This is a genomic window from Albimonas marina (assembly GCF_029223255.1).
GTDB lineage: Bacteria > Pseudomonadota > Alphaproteobacteria > Rhodobacterales > Rhodobacteraceae > Albimonas.
Genome location: NZ_JARHUC010000002.1, coordinates 12,366 through 28,593, shown reverse-complemented (window position 1 = coordinate 28,593; position 16,228 = coordinate 12,366). Strand labels below are relative to the sequence as shown.

Below are 16,228 nucleotides of genomic sequence, written 5' to 3'. Positions count from 1 at the left end.
AGCGACGACATGGCCGAGGCATACCAGCGGGGCGACCGTGTGATCTGGCGCTGGGGGAACGGCCGGGCCGAGGGCCGCGTCGAGGAGGTGCACACCGAGCGGGTGGAGCGCACCATCAAGGGCTCGCGCATCGTGCGCAACGGCTCGCCCGAGCGGCCGGCCTACCTGATCATCCAGGCCGACGGGGGAGAAGTGCTTAAATTGCATACGGAAATCAGCCTTGGCTGAGGCGCCGGCGCCCGCCTTTCGGGCGGGGCCGCGGGCCTGACCGTTCCATGGGCGTTCAGCTCTGTTGACGGGTTCGAGGTCGGCGCGATACGCCTTTTATCAAGTGGACAAAACCGGGGCGAAGGATCCCGGGACACCGACAGGAGAGCCAGATGACCCACCGTTCCCTTCTCGCCGCCGCGGTGGCGGCCGTGGCCGGCCTCGCCGCCGCCGGGGCCGCCCATGCGCAGGACGTGACCCTGCAGCTCAAGTGGGTGACGCAGGCCCAGTTCGCCGGCTACTACGTGGCCGCGGACAAGGGCTTCTACGAGGAAGAGGGCCTCGAGGTCGAGATCCTGCCCGGCGGTCCCGACATCGCGCCCGTGCAGGTGCTGGCGGGCGGCGGCGCCGACGTGATGGTCGACTGGATGCCCTCGGCGCTCGCGGCGCGCGAGCGCGGCGTGCCGGTGGTCAACATCGCCCAGCCCTTCAAGCACTCCGGCATGATGCTGACCTGCCTCAAGGAATCCGGCGTGTCCTCGCCCGAGGACTTCCCGGGCAAGACGCTCGGCGTCTGGTTCTTCGGCAACGAGTACCCGTTCCTGAGCTGGATGGGCCACCTCGGCATTCCGACCGAGGGCGGCGCCGACGGGGTGACGGTGCTCAAGCAGGGCTTCAACGTCGACCCGCTGCTGCAGAAGCAGGCGGCCTGCATCTCGACCATGACCTACAACGAGTACTGGCAGGTGATCGACGCCGGCATCTCCGAGGACGAGCTGGTCACCTTCAAGTACGAGGACCAGGGCGTCGCGACGCTCGAGGACGGGCTCTATGTCCTTGAGGACAATCTGAAAGATCCCGCGTTCAAGGAGAAGATGGTCAAGTTCGTCCGCGCGTCGATGAAGGGCTGGAAATACGCCGAGGAGAACCCGGACGAGGCCGCCGAGATCGTGCTCGAGAACGACGCCACCGGCGCCCAGACCGAGAAGCACCAGAAGCGGATGATGGGCGAGATCGCCAAGCTCACCTCCGGCTCCAACGGCGCGCTGGACGAGGCCGACTACAAGCGCACCGTCGACAGCCTGCTCGCCGGCGGCTCCGACCCGGTGATCACCAAGGCCCCCGAGGGCGCCTGGACCCACGAGATCACCGACGAGGCGCTCTGAGCCCAGCGGCGCCGCGAGACGGGGAAGGGGCCGCTTCAGCGGCCCCTTTTTCGTGCGCGGGGGTGGGCGACTAAATCCGATCGGGTGATTTAATCGGAGGGGTTTGGGGGTTTTCAGAAACGAAACGGAAAGCTCTTGAGGGCTGGCGCCCGGAATCGTTGATCTGGAGGGCGCGAGCGGCCAGATTGGTCGCGCGGGAGGGTTGGTCCTTTCGCACGTGAGCGGTCTTTTTCAGGGACCGTTGGCGCAGGACTATCCTCGGGTCTCCCGGGCGCTCCCTATAGCGGGCGCTGCGCTTTCACATCGAAGGATCGCCGATGCGGCGGACTTCGAGTTGGTGGAAGCTCGGAGAGCCTGGATGGTCGAAGCAAGACTTCAAAGAATTCGGAATGCAAAGATGGACGCTCAGGGCGGGCGCTGCTGGTATTGCGGCGCGCCGATGTGGCGTGCAAACGCGAAAGCCCTCGCCAAGGCGCTCGGGCTGACCCGGGCGCAGGTGAGGGACCTGCGATGCACGGCCGAGCACCTGCAGGCGCGCTGCGACGGGGGCACGAACGCAGAGGCGAACATCGTGGCGGCGTGCCGGGCCTGCAACCATGGGCGGCACCATGCCGTGTCGGGGACGGCGCCCTCGGCCGAGGCGTGGAAGCGCCGCAAGAGATTGAGGCGTCAGGCATGGCGGCGAATGCAGAGCGTGGACTCTCTATCGCCTGAAACTCCCTAGAGCCGCCAGCGAAAACGGGCCGCCCCTTCCGGGGGCGGCCCGTTTCGCGATCAGACGGCGCGCCGCCCTCAGCGGAAGGCGTCGGGGCGGGCTTCGCGGGCGACCTTGTCGAGGACGGCGTTGACGAAGCCGCCTTCCTTGCCCTCGGGGAAGAAGGCGCGGGCGACGTCGACGAACTCGGAGATGATCACCTTTGGGGGCGTCACCGTGGTGTCGAACAGCTCCGCCCCCGCGGCGCGGAAGATGGCGCGGAGCGTCGGGTCGATGCGGTGGATCGGCCAGTTCTCGGCCAGGGCGCGGTTGGTCGCCTGGTCGATCTGGGCCTGGCGGTTCACCGTGCCCTCGAGGATCGCGTCGAAGAGGTACGGGTCCGCCTCGCGATACTCGTCCCCCTCGACCGACTGGCCGAAGCGGTGGTTGACGAACTCGCGCCGCACCTCGCGCCAGTCCTCGCCGCTCTTCTCCATCTGGAAGAGGGCCTGGACGGCGGCGAGCCGCGCGGCGGAGCGCATCAGCTTCTTTTCCTGCCGGCTGGGCTCGGGGCGGGGGGCCGGGGCCTCCTCGGGGGTTTCGGGCGTGTCGGTCATGGCGATCATCCCGCGAAGCGGCGCGCCAGCGCCACCAGGTGCAGGGCCGCCGCGGCTGCGCCGCCGCCCTTGTCCATCTCGTTCGGATCGGCGCGCACCACGGCCTGGGCCATGTCCTCGGTGGTGAGGATGCCGTTGCCGATGGCGAGCCCGTCGAGGCCGAGCAGCGTGATGCCGCGCCCGCTCTCGTTGCACACCAGCTCGAAATGGTAGGTCTCGCCGCGGATGATGCAGCCGAGCGCCACGTAGCCCTCGTAGCCGCCGCGGGCGTGGGCCATGCGGATGGCGGGCGGGATCTCGAGCGCGCCGGGCACCTCGATCACGTCATGGGTGGCGCCGGCGGCCTTCAGCGTGGCCGCCGCGCCCGCGATCAGGTCGTCGGCGATCTTGCGGTAGAAGGGCGCGACGACGAGCAGGATGTTGGGGGAGAACCCCTCGAACACCGGCAGCGGCAGCGCGCCTTCCTGTTCCGTGCTGGCCATGTCTCAGCCCTCCTCGCTGGGTTTCAGGGGACGCACGCCGGCGATCGAGAGGCCGTAGCCCTCGAGCCCGACGACGCGGGGCGCGGCGGCCGAGGTCAGCAGCTCCATCTCGTGCACGCCGAGCGCGGCGAGGATCTGGGCGCCGATGCCGTACTGGCGCAGGATCTGGGTCGAGACGCCCCGGGGCGCGTCGCCCATCATCCCCGCGAGCCGGCCGGGGGAGTGGTCGCGCAGCAGCACGATCACGCCGCGGCCCTCGGCGGCGATGGTCTTCATCGCCGTCTCGACCAGGCCGGAACGGGCGGGGTTCGCGCCCACGATGTCGTCGACGGGGTTGAGCACGTGCATGCGCACCAGCACCGGGCCGGGGGCGGAAAGGTCGCCCTTGGACAGGATCAGGTGCTCGGACTGGGAGGTCGCGTCGGTGAAGACCCGCAGCAGCCAGTCGCCGCCGTGGGGCGAGTGGACGGGACGGGCCGCGGCCTCGCGCACCAGGTTGTCGTGGCGGCGGCGGTAGGCGATCAGGTCCGAGATCGCGCCGATCTTGAGCCCGTGCTTCTGGGCGAAGGAGACGAGGTCGGGGAGGCGGGCCATCGTCCCGTCCTCCTTCATGATCTCGCAGATCACGCCCGAGGGGTTGAGCCCGGCGAGGCGGGAGATGTCGACCGCGGCCTCGGTATGGCCGGCGCGCACCAGCACGCCGCCGTCGCGGGCGCGCAGCGGGAACACGTGGCCGGGAGTGGCGATGTCGGCGGGGCCCGAGCGACGGTCGATGGCGACCGAGATCGTGCGCGCCCGGTCGGCGGCCGAGATGCCGGTGGTCACGCCCTCGCGCGCCTCGATCGAGGTGGTGAAGGCGGTCTCGTGTCGCGACTGGTTGTTCGAGGACATGAGCGGCAGGCCCAGCTCCTCGATCCGCTCGGCGGTCATCGCGAGGCAGATCAGGCCGCGGCCGTGCATCGCCATGAAGTTGATCGCGTCGGGGGTCGCCATCTGCGCGGGGATCACGAGGTCGCCCTCGTTCTCGCGGTCCTCGTGGTCGACGAGGATGAACATGCGCCCGTTGCGCGCGTCCTCGATGATCTCCTCGACCGAGGAGAGGGCGTCGGAATAGTCGCTGCCAGCCATGAGTCTCGCCTGGGCCTCTTCTTCTTGACGGGGCGGACTTACCGCGGAAGCGGCCGCGAGGCCAGACGGGATGCGTCCGCCGGGCGGTCCCGGGACGGAGACGGGCCGTTTCCGCGGGACGGGACGCCGACCGGCGGTCGGCGGAGATCGCTTGGCGGAGGCCTACGGTTGCGGCTAGCCTCGCAGGGCGCGCCGTCTCCGCCGGCGGCGGGCCCGGACCGGAACACCGGCCGGACGATTTCAGACCGACGTCCAGGGAGGACGCCCATGAGACCCTTTTCCCCCGCCCGCTTCGGCGCGGCGCTCACGCTCGGCCTTGCGCTGGCTTTCCCGGCGCTGGCCGATCCGCTGCCCCAGGGCGATCCGTCCGCGCTCGGCTTCGACGCCGAGCGGCTGGCGGCGATCGACGCGAAGCTCCAAGAGCATATCGACGCCGGCGACATGCCCGGCGCCTCGATCCTGATCGCGCGCCACGGCAAGATCGTGCACACCGCCGTTCTGGGCGACATCCGTCCCGACGGGCCGGAGATGACGCGCGACGCGATCTTCCGCATCTATTCGATGACCAAGCCGATCACCTCGGTGGCCGCCCTGATGCTGGTCGAGCAGGGCAAGCTGGAGGTCGGCGACACGGTCTCCAAGTACCTGCCGGAATACAAGGAGATGACGGTCGCGACCGGGACCGGCGACGACGGCAAGCCGATCACCGAGCCGGCGAAGCGCGAGATGACGGTGCATGACCTGCTGCGCCACACCTCGGGCCTGACCTACGGCTTCTTCGGCCAGGGTCCGGCGCGCAAGGCCTATCTGGACGCGCGGGCGGGCGACGCGGCGCGCACCAACCGCGAGAACGCCGCCGACCTCGCCAAGCTGCCGCTGGAGCATCATCCGGGCGAGAAGTGGGAATACTCCCGCTCGACCGACGTGCTGGGCGCGGTGGTCGAGGTGGTGGCGGGCAAGCCCCTGGGCCAGGTCTTCGAGGAGATGATCTTCCAGCCGCTGGGCATGACCGACACGATGTTCTCGGTCGAGGATCCGGCCCTGCATGAGCGCATCGCCGAGCCCTATCCCCAGTATTCCAAGATCGGGCCCTACGACATGGCCGATCCCCGCGTGAAGGTCGCCTTCGAGAGCGGGGGCGGGGGCCTGCATTCGACCCTCGACGACTATTCGCGCTTCGCCCAGATGCTGCTGAACGGGGGCGAGCTGGACGGGGCGCGCCTGCTGTCGCCGCAGACCATCGCCTGGATGACCTCGGACCACCTGGGCGAGGCGATCGTGCCGGGCAAGTACTACCTGCCGGGCGCGGGCTACACCTTCGGCCTGGGCGTGGCGGTGCGCGAGGGCGACGGGATCGCCTCGGACATGGGCCGCAAGGGCGAGTACCGCTGGGGCGGCGCCGCGGGCACGGCCTGGTGGAACGATCCGATGAACGACCTGCAGGTGGTCTTCATGATCCAGTCGCGCCCCAAGGGCGGCCAGATGCGCCCCTGGCTGAAGAGCATGGTCTACGCCGCGATGACCGACGCGCAGCCGACCAACTGACCAGGCGGGGGGACGTTCCCCTCGCGATGCTCCGAGACGCGGACGGCGGCCCCTGGGGGCCGCCGTTTCGCGTTCCGGTCCGGGTTGGCGATCTTTCGCCTGCGTTCGCCCGCGCGGACCGCCCGGTCAGGGGCGCCGAGATCGCCCCGTTCCGGGACGCTTTCTTTCCGATACCGCCCTCAGCCGGCGGCCTCGTTCAGCCGCGCCACGTAGCGCGCGAGCGTGTCGATCTCGAGGTTCACCCGGTCGCCGGGCTTGCGCAGGCCCCAGGTGGTGACGGTCTTGGTGTGGGGGATCAGGTTCACGCCGAAGGTCGCGCCCTCGACCTCGTTCACCGTCAGCGAGGTGCCGTTGAGGCAGACCGAACCCTTCGGCGCGATGAACTTCGCCAGGTGGTCGGGCGCGCGGAACAGGACGCGGGTCGAATCCCCCTCCTCGGTCATCGAGAGGATCTCGGCCGGCGCGTCGACATGGCCGGTGACGATATGGCCGCCCAACTCGTCGCCCACCTTCAGCGCCCGCTCGAGGTTGATGCGCGCGCCCGGCGTCCAGGCGGAGAGGTTGGTCTTGGCCACCGTCTCGGCGGAGACGTCGACCTCGAACCAGCCGCGCCCGTCCTCGGTCTCGCCCGAGGCGATCACGGTCAGGCAGGCGCCGTCGCAAGCGATCGAGGCGCCGAGCTCGGCCCGCGCGGTCGCGGGGGCGCACAGGATCCGCGCCTGCAGGTCGCCGCGCTTCTCCAGCGAGGCGATCTCGCCGATGTCGGTCACGATGCCGGTGAACATGGAAAGAGCCTCCCGAATGCGTCCCCGTGGACCTAGCGATGCGCGCCCCGCGGAGCAAGAGGCGGCGCAAGGCGGACGCGAGCTGTGGAACGCCGGGGGCGCGTCGTTCGCCCCCGGCCTGCGGCCCCCTGCGCCCGGCGGCCGGACAGGGCGCCGCCGCAGGCCGGCGCCGCGTCTCCGTCGGCCGCGGCGGCGCCGTCCGGAGCGGGGCTCAGGGGATCAGCACGACCTTGCCGACGGGGCGGGCCTCCTTCAGCCAGGTCTGGGCGGCGCCCGCCTCGGCGAGGGGGAAGGTGCGGGCGACCTCGGGGGTCAGCTTTCCCTCGGCGCCGAGGCGCGCGAGCTCGGCGAGCTGCTCGCCGTTGGGGCGCACGCCGATGCGGCGCAGGGTCTTGCCCTCGGCCTCGGCCCGCTCGCGGGTGCCGGCGGAGGGGTCGCGCAGGCTAACGATCGTGCCGCCGGGAACCAGCGCGGGCAGCAGCGCCTCGGTCGTCTCGCCCCCGAAGGCGTCGAAGATCAGGTCGAAGCGCGCGCCCTTCGCGTCGGCGGGCTCGGAGGCGTAGTCGAGCGTCTCGACCGCCCCCCATTCGCGCAGCCGGTCGTGCTTGGCGGCGGAGGCGGAGGCCGTCGTCTCGGCGCCGAAGGCGGCGGCGATCTGCACGGCGAGATGGCCCACGCCGCCCGCCGCCGCGGTGATCAGCACCCGCTGGCCGGCCTGGATCTTGCCCGCCTTCACCAGGCCCTGCCAGGCGGTGAGCCCGGCGAGCGGCACGGCGGCGGCCTGCACGTCGCTCCACGCCTCGGGCGTGGCGGCGAGCTCGGCGGCGGGCGCGGCGATCATCGAGGCGTAGCCGCCGGCCTCCTTGGGAAAGCGCGGCATGCCGAAGACGCGGGTTCCGGGGGCGAAGGGCGCCTCGCCCTCGCCCACGGCCGCGACCGTGCCGGCGACGTCCCAGCCCACGGTGAAGGGCAGGTCGGGCAGCATCGGGAACAGGCCCTCGCGGAAGGCGATGTCGACGGGGTTGATCGAGGCGGCGGCGACCGCGACCAGCGCCTCGCCCGTGGCGGGGACGGGATCGGGCGCCTCGATCAGCTCCAGCACCTCGGGGCCGCCCGTGGCGGATTGGGAGATCTTGCGCATCGCGTTTCCTGCCTGGTTTCGATTTTCGTAACGATTGCCGCGGACCATGCTGCAGGAGACGGCTACCTTCAAGAGAGCAGGTATCTCATGCATAGTGGGACCGGGCGGCGTGGCGGAGACGAGGCGAAGACCGACCCCGACGATCCGGGGGCGCTGACCCGGACGGTCGGCCCGGTCCAAGTTAGGTCGCGGTGTGCGCCGTCGCCCGAGGCTTCGAAGACGACCGCCGACGCCGGCGGGTCAGGTCCGCGTCGCGACGCGACGCCTGGGCCGACGGTCGACGGCGACGTGCGGTCCGAAGCTCGGTCGGGCGTTCGAGCGGCGCTTGACCAGGGACGGGCGCGCTTGGCGCCGAAGGGCGGCCATGCGGCGACGACCCGGACAGCGCGTGCAGCGCATGGGATGACCGCCCCCGACGACGGCTCGCCCGAGCCAGCGTCTCCCGGGGTCGGGGCGCTGGAGGCGGCGACAGGCGCGGCGCCGGCGGACCCGGCGGCGGCTTTCCCGGCGGGCGGCGGCGCCCCGATCGTCTTCGACGCCTTCCGGCGCGACTGCGCGAGCCATGCGGTGCTGCGGATCCTGGCGAACAAGTGGGTGGTGCTGGTGGTCTCAGCGCTCGCGATGGGGTCGATGCGCCACTCGGAGCTTGCGCGGAAGGTCGAGGGAGCGACGCCCAAGATGTTGACCCAGGCCCTGCGCGAGCTGGAGCGCGACGGGCTGGTGGCGCGCCATGTCGAGCCGGCCTCGCCGCCCCGGGTCTCGTACGCGCTGACGCCCCTGGGCAGGGACCTCGCCGTTCCGCTGCGCAGGCTCTGCCGGTGGTCGGAGGCCCATGCGGCGCGCATCCTGGTCTCGCGGGCGAAGGCGGACGGCGCCGTGCTGAGCGCCGAAAGCTGGAGGCGCATCGCCGGGATCAAGTGAGGCGACGGAGAGCGCGGCGAGGAGTCCGCCCCGGAGCGGGCGTACTTTCAGGAGCGTCGAAGCCGGACCTCTTTGGCCGCGTGGATTTTCAGTAGAATGAGGTCGGTGTCGGGGGCCCGCCCCCTCGTTCATGCTCAGCTGTCCTCGGCATCCCAGACCGGTCGCTTGTCCGAGCGCGCGGAGACGGCGACGCCACGACCTGGCCAAAGAACGACGCAACTTATCTGCAGCGCGCCCGGTCTTGCGAGGAGCGGAGTTGATCCGGCCACCGGCAGCTGCACCTAAGGGTCCGACCCCGTGGCGCATCCAGCCCTGCAGACACCGTCAAGCAGTTGGCGAGACGAGCGCCTGCCTGTGGTTCCGAGAAGATAGCAGGTATCTTTTTTTGGGCTTCTTTGGCTTCGCCGTCGGCCTTGGCGGGTCGTCCGAGCATCCGATTGCGAGGCTCGCGGATACGCCCCGCCACGGGCACGCAGGCTGGGGCGCGCCGCGGGCGAGACGGCGGCGGCTGGCGCGAGAGCGGACGCGGCGCTTTGGGGGCCGCGGTCGGCAGGCGGCGCCGCCCGGGCGATCCGGACACGCTGCGGAGACCGGGACGAGGTGAGGAGCTGCAAGGCGCCGCTGGGACCGAGGCCCCACTCTGCGCCGGCTTCATCCCCGCCGCCCCCGGCCCCCGCGCCCCCGTCCGTCGCAGCCTACAGCTTCTTCACCTTCAGGCGGGTGATCTGGTTGCGGCGGCGCTCCAGCACCTCGAAGCGGAAGCCGTGGAAGGAGAAGATCTGGCCGGCGGAGGGGATCGCCTGGGCCTCGTGGATCACCAGGCCGGCGATGGTGTTGGCCTCGTCGTCGGGCAGGGTCCAGTCGGTGGCGCGCATGAAGTCGCGGATGGTGGTGGCCCCGTTCACGATCAGCGCGCCGTCGGGCAGGCGGGTCAGGCCCTCGACCTCGGCGTCGTGCTCGTCGGCGATGTCGCCCACGATCTCCTCGAGGATGTCCTCCAGCGTCAGCAGGCCCTGCAGGGCGCCGTACTCGTCCACCACCAGCGCGAAATGCGAGCGGCGGGTGAGGAAGGCGCGCAGCTGCTCGTCGAGCGAGGTGGTGTCGGGGACGAACCACGGCTCCATCGCCACCTCCAGCACGTCGAGCCGCTCGAGCGCCTTCCACCCGTCGGAGGCGCCGGCGGTCAGGCGGTGGACGGCGCGCAGCAGGTCCTTGGCGTGGATCACGCCGACGATGTTCTCGGGCTCGTCGCGCCACAGCGGGATCCGGGTGTGGGCGGACTTCAGGCAGTAGTCGAGGATCTCGGCCGGGGGCAGGGAGGCGTCGATCGTCTCGATGTTGCGGCGGTGGCGCATCACCTCGGCCACCTCGCGCTCGCGCAGGTCGAGGGCGGCGAGCAGGCGGTCGCGCTCGGCCTTCTCCACCGCGCCTTCGGAGTGGTGGAGGTCGATGGCGCCGCGGATCTCGTCCAGCGCCAGCGCGTGGGTCTCGGGGTCCATGCGGATGCCCACGAGGCGCAGCAGCAGGCGCACGAAGACGGTGACCGCGCCGACCACGGGCGCGAAGAGCCAAACCACCAGGCTGATCGGGCGCGCGACGAAGGCGGCGGCCCGCTCGGGGTTGGAGATGGCGTAGTTCTTGGGCGCGATCTCGGAGAAGATCACCACCATGGCGGTCATCGCGATGGTGGCGACGGCGATGCCGTTCTGCCCCACCAGCAGCGTGAAGAAGGAGGTCGCGAGCGCGGTGCCGAGGATGTTGGCGATATTGTTGCCCAGCAGGATCGAGCCGATCAGCCGCTCGCCGTCCTCCTTGACCCTCAGCGCCGCCTGCGCCCCGCGGGAGCCGCGGTCGGCCATGCCGTGCAGCTTGGCGCGGGAGGCGGCCGTCAGCGCGGTCTCGGAGCCCGAGAAGAAGGCGGAGACGACCAGCAGCAGCAGGATGCCCGCGCCGATCCACAGGAGCTCGGGCGGCAGGCCGGCGAGGCCGGAGGCGGCGGGCTCGGCCGGGGCGGCGGCGGCGGCGGTCGCGGCGTCGGCGGCCTGGGCCAGGCGGATCGGCGCGTCGGCGGCGGGGACGAGCGCGTCGGCCGGGGCGCCGAGCGCGTCGACGGACCCGGAGCCGGGGGCGGTTCGCGGATCTGGGGTCACGGGGAGGCGGCTCCTTGAGGAGGGCAGGGCGGGGCGAGGGCATTGCGATGCGGGCTGCGACGCCTCCTTATGGGGTGCGAGCGCGGGCCGGACAAGCGGCCCGCCGGCGGAAAGCGCGCCCGGAGGCGCGGGAGGCGGCATGAGGCGGATGCGAGGGACGCGCGCGGGCGGGCCTGTCGGCGAGGCGAAGGCGCGGCGGCGGGCCCTGCGGGCGGCGCGGGCGGAGGCACGGGCGCGGAGCGCGGCCGGCGATCGGCGCGTCGCCCTGCGCGGCTGTGGCGCGGGGCGCGGCGGCGCGCGGGCGTCCACGGGACGGGCCGGGGGTCCTGCCGCCGGGACGGTGTGGACGGGGGCCTGGGCATGAGCCGGGTGCTGTCGATCCAGAGCCTGGTCGCGGCGGGGCATGTCGGCCACGGCGCCTCGGCCTACGCGCTGGCGCTGGAGGGGATCGAGGCCGTGGTCGTGCCCACCGTGGTGCTCTCGGGCCATGCGGCGACGCCGGGCGTGCAGGGCCGCCGCCTGCCGGCCGAGGAGATCGCGGCCCTGGGGCGGGGCTTCGCCGCCGCCGGGGTCTACGCGGGCTGCGACGCGATCCTGACCGGCTATCCGGGCGGGGCGGAGGCGGCGGAGGCGGTGGCCGACCTGGTCGCGCAGGCGAAGGCGGCCCGGCCCGACGCGCTCTACCTGTGCGACCCGGTGCTGGGGGACGACGGGCCGGGCCTCTACCTGCCCGCCGAGGTCGGCGAGGTCTATCGCGCGCGGCTGCTGCCGCTGGCCGACGTCGCCATGCCCAACCGCTTCGAGCTGGGCTGGCTGACGGGCCTGCCGGTGGGCACGGTCGCGGAGATCCGGGCGGCGGCGCAGGCGTTGCGGGCGGCGGGGCCGGAGGTGGTGATCGTGACCTCGGTCCCGGTCGCGGACGGCGTGGGGCTGCTGACGGCGAGCGGCGGGGGCGCCTGGCTGACCCAGACCCCGCGGGTGGAGCGCAGCCTCAGCGGCGCGGGGGATTTCGTGGCCGCCGCGGCGCTGGCCGCGCTGGTGAAGGGCGCGACGCCGCAGGCGGCGGCGGCGCGGGCGGCGGGCGCCGCCTGGGCGCTGGCGCAGGCGGCCGAGCGGCTGGGGCGCGACGACCTGCCCGTGGTGCTGGCGCAGGACGCCTGGCGCGGCGCAAGGCCGGCGGAGAGCCGGGCGCTCGACTGAGGTCGCCGCGGCGCGGGGTCTGAGGCGCGCCGCCCGCGCCGGGCGACGGTCGCCCAGGGCGCCGGGGCCGGGTTGCGCCGCGGGCGGGAGCGTCGCGACCGGCGCGACGGTCGACGCGGCGCCTCCGACGGCCCGGCCGGGCGGCGGCGTCAGGTCAGCAGCTTGCCCGACAGCCAGGCGCGCACGAGGTCCGAGCGGGGGCGGTCCAGCAGCTCGGGCGTGGGCGCGGTCTCGAGGTCGCGGCCGCGGTGCATGAAGATGCAGCGCTCGCTCAGCCGCGCGGCCTGGAGGGGGTCGGGCGTGGCGATCACCAGCGCCATCCCCTCGGCCAGGCACTGGGCGGCCAGCGTCTCCACCCCCGCGGCGGCGCGGGGCTCGAGGTCGCGCGTGGGATCGTCGAGGAGGAGGAGCCGCGGGCTCGACGCCAGCGCCCGGGCGATGGCGAGGCGGCGGGCCTCGCCGGGGGGCAGCTCGCGCGCGGGATGATCGGCGAGGGGGCCGAGGGCCGCGAGGGCCAGCAGCTCCTGCAGCCGGCCGGGGCGGTCGGCGCGCGGCACGCCCACGCCGCGCAGGGCGTGGAGCAGGTTGGCGCGCACCGAGCGGCGCAGCGCCACCGAGCCGCGCGGGACCAGCGCGGTCGCCGGGCGCAGGGCGCGCACCTCGCCCAGATCCGGCGCCGCCAGCCCCGCCAGCACCTCGAGCGCCAGGCTCTTGCCCGCGCCGCGCGGGCCCAGCAGGGCGGTGGCGCCGCGGCCGGGCAGGCGCAGGGTCAGCCCGTCGAGCAACCGGCGGCCCGCGCGCAGCACCACCACCCCTTCGAGCGCGGGGGGCGGCTCGGCCTCCGCCCGCGGGGGGACGCGGCGGGCGCCGGGGAAGGGGACGATGTTGGGCCGGTCAGGCATGGGTCGGCGCCTCCGCCCGATGGGAGAGGGCCGCGCCGAGGGCGTGGAGCGCGAGCGACGCCGCCGCCAGCGCCAGCCCCAGCCCCAGCAGGAAGGCGGCGGGGGAGGCCGCCTGCGCGGCCGAGGGGCCGAGCGCGAGGGCGGGCGCGATCACCTGCGTCGCCTGCGGGATCGCGCCGCCCGCCGCCAGCGCCGCCCCCGTGGTCCCCAGCGCCCGCGCGAAGGCCGCGAGCGCGGCGGCGACGAGGGCCGGGCGCGCCTCGGCCGCCAGCGTCGCCAGGGCGAAGAGCCGGCCCACCCGCAGGGCGCGCAGCGCCGGCGCGTGCAGCAGGCGTTCGCGCGTCATCGCCCGGCAGGCCCCGGCGACGACCAGGGGCAGAACCAGCAGGACCTGGGCGAAGACCACGGCCCAGGCGGGCGGCAGCGCCCGGCCCGCGGGCGTCGCGGCCAGCGCCAACGCCGCGGCAAGCCCCACCACCGCCGAGGGCAGCGCCCCCAGCCCCGAGAGCAGCGCCAGCGAGAAGCGCCGCCCGCTGCGCGAGGCGAAGGCCAGCGCCATGCCCGTCGGCAGGCCGATCAGGCAGGCCGCGAACGTGGCGAGCAGCGCCAGCCCCAGGCTGCGCTGCCCGATGTCGAGGAGCTCGGGATCGAGGGAGAGGACCAGCCGCGCGGCGCCCGCCAGGGACGCGCCCAGCTCCGCCCCGTCGAGGATCTCGACGAGGCCGCGTGCGCCGAGCCTGTCGCCCGAGCCTTCCATGCGTCCTCCCGCGGCGGTCTTCGCGCGCCGTCGCGGTCAGCCTCGCCCGGCCCGACCCCGCATGCAAGAGCCGGGAGGGTCGGTCGGCTCAGGGCAGCAGGTCGAGCACGTAGCGCGGCAGAGCGAAGGCCGCGACATGCACGTCGGGCGTATAGTAGCGCGTGGTTATGTCCGCTTCGTTGAAGCGCGCGCGGATCGTCTCCAGCGGCGTGGCGCGGGCGTCGCCGTCCTTGCAGCCCCAGCCGAAGGCCATCGGCCCGCCCGCGTAGGTGGGGATGGTGGCCATGTAGCAGGTCCAGTCCGAAAACAGGGCCTTGAAGGCGCGCAGCGTGTTGGTCAGCTCCTCGCCCTGCAGGAAGGGCACGCCGTTCTGGGTGACGAGGATGCCGCCGGGGTTCAGCAGCCGGTGGGCGTGGCCGTAGAACGTGTCGGTGAACAGCACCTCGCCCGGACCGATGGGATCGGTCGAGTCGACGATGATCACGTCGTAGCCCGGCAGGTCGCGCTTCACGAACTCGGCCCCGTCGGCGATCTGCAGGTCGAGGCGCGGGTCGTCGAAGGCGCCCCTGGAGATGTCGGGCATGTAGGTCTTGGAGAATTCGACCACGCCGGCGTCGATCTCGACCATGGTCACGTGCTCGACGGTCGTGTGGCGCAGCGCCTCGCGGGCCATGCCGCCGTCGCCGCCGCCGATGATCAGGATCCGCTTCGCCGCGCCGTGGGCCAGCACGGGCACGTGGGTCATCATCTCATGGTAGATGAACTCGTCGCCCTCGGTCACCTGCACCACGCCGTCGAGCGTCAGGATGCGCCCGAAGGTAGGGTTGCGGAAGACGCGCAGGCGCTGGTGCTCGGTTTCGGAGTCGTAGAGCAGCGCGGTCTCGCGCAGGGCCTGGGCGTGATCCTCGTGCAGGGTCTCCACCGTCCAGCCGGGGATTTCGCGGATGTCGGTCATGGCGGGGTCTCCGTGGCGGGGCGTGCAGGGAACGGGCGTGCGGGTTCTGGGCGGGCTCCGGTCTGCCTAGACGCGAGCCGCGGGCGAGGCAACCGGCGCGGCGCCCGATGCGGCGGATCGCGCCGGAATCGCGCTGGAAGCGGGGCTCGGGCGCGGGGCGTGGGCGCAGGGTTCGGGCGCGGGGCCATGACCGGCCGGCAGGCAGGCTTGCGGGCGCAGGCGCGGCGCCGCAGGATCGCGGCCATGATCGAAACGCCCCTGACGCTCCCCTGCGGAACCGCGCTGCCCAATCGCCTGGCGAACGCCGCGATGACCGAGCGCATCGCCCGGCCCGGAAACCTCGTCTCCGACGAACTCGTCCGCCTCTATGCGCGCTGGGCGAAGGGGCGGCCGGGCTTGCAGATCACCGGCAACATCCAGACCACCCACGACCACCTGGAGGCGGCGGGCAACGTGGTGGCCCAGGCCGCCGACCTCGACGGGCTGCGCCGGCTGGCGGCGGCGGCGAAGGCGGGGGGGCCGGCGATCGCCCAGATCAGCCATGCGGGGCGGCAGACGCCGAAGGGGGTGAACCCCGCCCCGCTCGCCCCCAGCGCCGTGCCGCTCGCCGGGACCGGCTTCGACCACGGCGCGCCGGTGGCGATGACGCCCGCGCAGATCGAGGCGATGGTCGCGGGCTTCGCCGAGACCGCGGCGCTGTGCCGGGAGGCGGGCTTCGACGGGGTGCAGGTGCACTCGGCCCACGGCTACCTGCTGTCGGCCTTCCTAAACCCGCTCGCCAACCGGCGCGAGGACGCCTGGGGCGGCTCGGAGCCTGCGCGGGCGCGGGCGCTGCTGGCGGTCGTGGACGCGATCAGAACGGCTTGCGGACCGACGTTCCTGCTGTCCGTGAAGTTGAATTCGGCCGATTTCCAGGAGGGGGGCTTCACGCTCTCGGACTGCGCGCAGGTGGCGCGGCGGCTGCAGGACGCGGGCGTGGACCTGCTGGAGATCTCGGGCGGCAACTACGAGCAGCCGGCGATGATCCTGGGCGGGCGGCGGGACGACCGGCGCGAGAGCACGCGGGCGCGGGAGGCGTTCTTCCTGGACTACGCGGCCGAGCTTCGCGGCTCGGTGACGCTGCCGATGATGGTGACGGGCGGCTTCCGCACGCGCGCCGCGATGGAGGCGGCGTTGGCCGAGGGGGCCTGCGACGTGATCGGGCTGGGGCGGCCGATGATCGCCGACCCCGACTTCCCCCGCCGCCTGATCGCGGGCGAGACCGAGGGCCAGCCGGACCCGGAGATCACGCCCCGCTCCGCCCAGATGGCCTGGTGGTACGAGCAGATCGTGCGCCTTTCCAACGGGCTGGAGCCGGATCATGAGATGACGGGCGAAGCCGCGATGACCGCCTTCCGCGCGCGGGAGGCGGAGCGGCTGGCGACCTACCAGGCGCACTGGCGCGCCGGCTGAGCGGGCGACGCGCCGCGGCGAGGAGGCCGCGGCGTGGACCCTCGCGCCCGGGTCGGGCCCTGCGCCCGCCGCGGCGGGCCGGCGTCGCGCCTGGGGCGGGCGACGACAGGGGCGCCCGGAGCGCGG

Annotated in this window: 16 protein-coding genes; 7 read left to right on the top strand and 9 right to left on the bottom strand. The window is 73.3% G+C overall.

The features are described from left to right. Positions 1–9 precede the first annotated feature (9 nt). The 3 genes from P2H44_RS03915 to P2H44_RS25545 all read left to right on the top strand — a co-directional run bounded on the left by P2H44_RS03915 (position 10) and on the right by P2H44_RS25545 (position 2,097). Positions 10–228, top strand: coding sequence for a hypervirulence associated TUDOR domain-containing protein (locus P2H44_RS03915; RefSeq protein ID WP_275762136.1), 219 nt, complete (start codon positions 10–12; stop codon positions 226–228). 152 nt (positions 229–380) lie between these two features. Further along, complete coding sequence (locus P2H44_RS03910; protein ID WP_275762135.1) at positions 381–1,373, top strand: ABC transporter substrate-binding protein; 993 nt, start codon at positions 381–383, stop codon at positions 1,371–1,373. 358 nt (positions 1,374–1,731) lie between these two features. After that, the gene (locus P2H44_RS25545) at positions 1,732–2,097 is read left to right on the top strand and encodes an HNH endonuclease (RefSeq protein WP_462976256.1); all 366 of its coding nucleotides are present in this window, start codon (positions 1,732–1,734) and stop codon (positions 2,095–2,097) included. 68 nt (positions 2,098–2,165) lie between these two features. On the opposite strand, the gene nusB is transcribed toward P2H44_RS25545, so the two are convergent. The 3 genes from nusB to ribB are packed head-to-tail and all read right to left on the bottom strand — an operon-like array spanning position 2,166 to position 4,294. Beyond that, positions 2,166–2,684: a transcription antitermination factor NusB gene (gene nusB / locus P2H44_RS03905; RefSeq protein WP_275762134.1), complete on the bottom strand. Its 519-nt coding sequence runs from the start codon at positions 2,682–2,684 to the stop codon at positions 2,166–2,168. 5 nt (positions 2,685–2,689) lie between these two features. Then, positions 2,690–3,166 carry a 6,7-dimethyl-8-ribityllumazine synthase gene (locus P2H44_RS03900; protein ID WP_275762133.1) on the bottom strand — a complete coding sequence of 159 codons (477 nt, stop codon included), beginning with the start codon at positions 3,164–3,166 and terminating at the stop codon, positions 2,690–2,692. Positions 3,167–3,169: 3 nt separating this feature from the next. Continuing rightward, positions 3,170–4,294 (bottom strand): 3,4-dihydroxy-2-butanone-4-phosphate synthase, encoded by a 1,125-nt coding sequence (gene ribB, locus P2H44_RS03895; protein WP_275762132.1) that lies wholly within the window; start codon positions 4,292–4,294, stop codon positions 3,170–3,172. A 267-nt stretch (positions 4,295–4,561) separates the two neighbouring features. Between ribB and P2H44_RS03890 the strand changes: the two genes are divergently transcribed. Further along, complete coding sequence (locus P2H44_RS03890; RefSeq protein WP_275762131.1) at positions 4,562–5,839, top strand: serine hydrolase domain-containing protein; 1,278 nt, start codon at positions 4,562–4,564, stop codon at positions 5,837–5,839. A 179-nt stretch (positions 5,840–6,018) separates the two neighbouring features. On the opposite strand, the gene P2H44_RS03885 is transcribed toward P2H44_RS03890, so the two are convergent. After that, positions 6,019–6,624 carry a riboflavin synthase gene (locus P2H44_RS03885; protein ID WP_275762130.1) on the bottom strand — a complete coding sequence of 202 codons (606 nt, stop codon included), beginning with the start codon at positions 6,622–6,624 and terminating at the stop codon, positions 6,019–6,021. Between the two features lie 211 nt (positions 6,625–6,835). Next, positions 6,836–7,765: an NADP-dependent oxidoreductase gene (locus P2H44_RS03880; protein ID WP_275762129.1), complete on the bottom strand. Its 930-nt coding sequence runs from the start codon at positions 7,763–7,765 to the stop codon at positions 6,836–6,838. Between the two features lie 402 nt (positions 7,766–8,167). Here P2H44_RS03880 and P2H44_RS03875 point away from each other — a divergent pair, with 402 nt between their 5' ends. After that, positions 8,168–8,686: a winged helix-turn-helix transcriptional regulator gene (locus P2H44_RS03875; protein WP_275762128.1), complete on the top strand. Its 519-nt coding sequence runs from the start codon at positions 8,168–8,170 to the stop codon at positions 8,684–8,686. 695 nt (positions 8,687–9,381) lie between these two features. Here the strand turns inward: P2H44_RS03875 and P2H44_RS03870 are convergent. Continuing rightward, positions 9,382–10,662 (bottom strand): HlyC/CorC family transporter, encoded by a 1,281-nt coding sequence (locus P2H44_RS03870; RefSeq protein WP_275762874.1) that lies wholly within the window; start codon positions 10,660–10,662, stop codon positions 9,382–9,384. 534 nt (positions 10,663–11,196) lie between these two features. On the opposite strand from P2H44_RS03870, the gene pdxY reads away from it, so the two are divergent. Further along, the gene (gene pdxY, locus P2H44_RS03865; RefSeq protein ID WP_275762127.1) at positions 11,197–12,036 is read left to right on the top strand and encodes a pyridoxal kinase; all 840 of its coding nucleotides are present in this window, start codon (positions 11,197–11,199) and stop codon (positions 12,034–12,036) included. A gap of 149 nt (positions 12,037–12,185) precedes the next feature. Here pdxY and P2H44_RS03860 read toward each other — a convergent pair whose 3' ends face one another. From P2H44_RS03860 to speE, 3 genes are all read right to left on the bottom strand, one after another. Next, on the bottom strand, positions 12,186–12,938 hold the full coding sequence (locus P2H44_RS03860; RefSeq protein ID WP_275762126.1) for an ATP-binding cassette domain-containing protein: 753 nt from the start codon (positions 12,936–12,938) through the stop codon (positions 12,186–12,188). Further along, positions 12,931–13,695, bottom strand: a complete 765-nt coding sequence (locus tag P2H44_RS03855; RefSeq protein ID WP_275762125.1) for an ABC transporter permease — start codon at positions 13,693–13,695, stop codon at positions 12,931–12,933. The genes P2H44_RS03860 and P2H44_RS03855 overlap by 8 nt, the downstream gene beginning before the upstream one ends. Before the next feature lie 88 nt (positions 13,696–13,783). Continuing rightward, the gene (gene speE / locus P2H44_RS03850; RefSeq protein WP_275762124.1) at positions 13,784–14,650 is read right to left on the bottom strand and encodes a polyamine aminopropyltransferase; all 867 of its coding nucleotides are present in this window, start codon (positions 14,648–14,650) and stop codon (positions 13,784–13,786) included. A gap of 243 nt (positions 14,651–14,893) precedes the next feature. Between speE and P2H44_RS03845 the strand changes: the two genes are divergently transcribed. Beyond that, complete coding sequence (locus P2H44_RS03845; RefSeq protein WP_275762123.1) at positions 14,894–16,102, top strand: NADH:flavin oxidoreductase/NADH oxidase family protein; 1,209 nt, start codon at positions 14,894–14,896, stop codon at positions 16,100–16,102. The last annotated feature ends 126 nt before the right edge of the window (positions 16,103–16,228 follow it).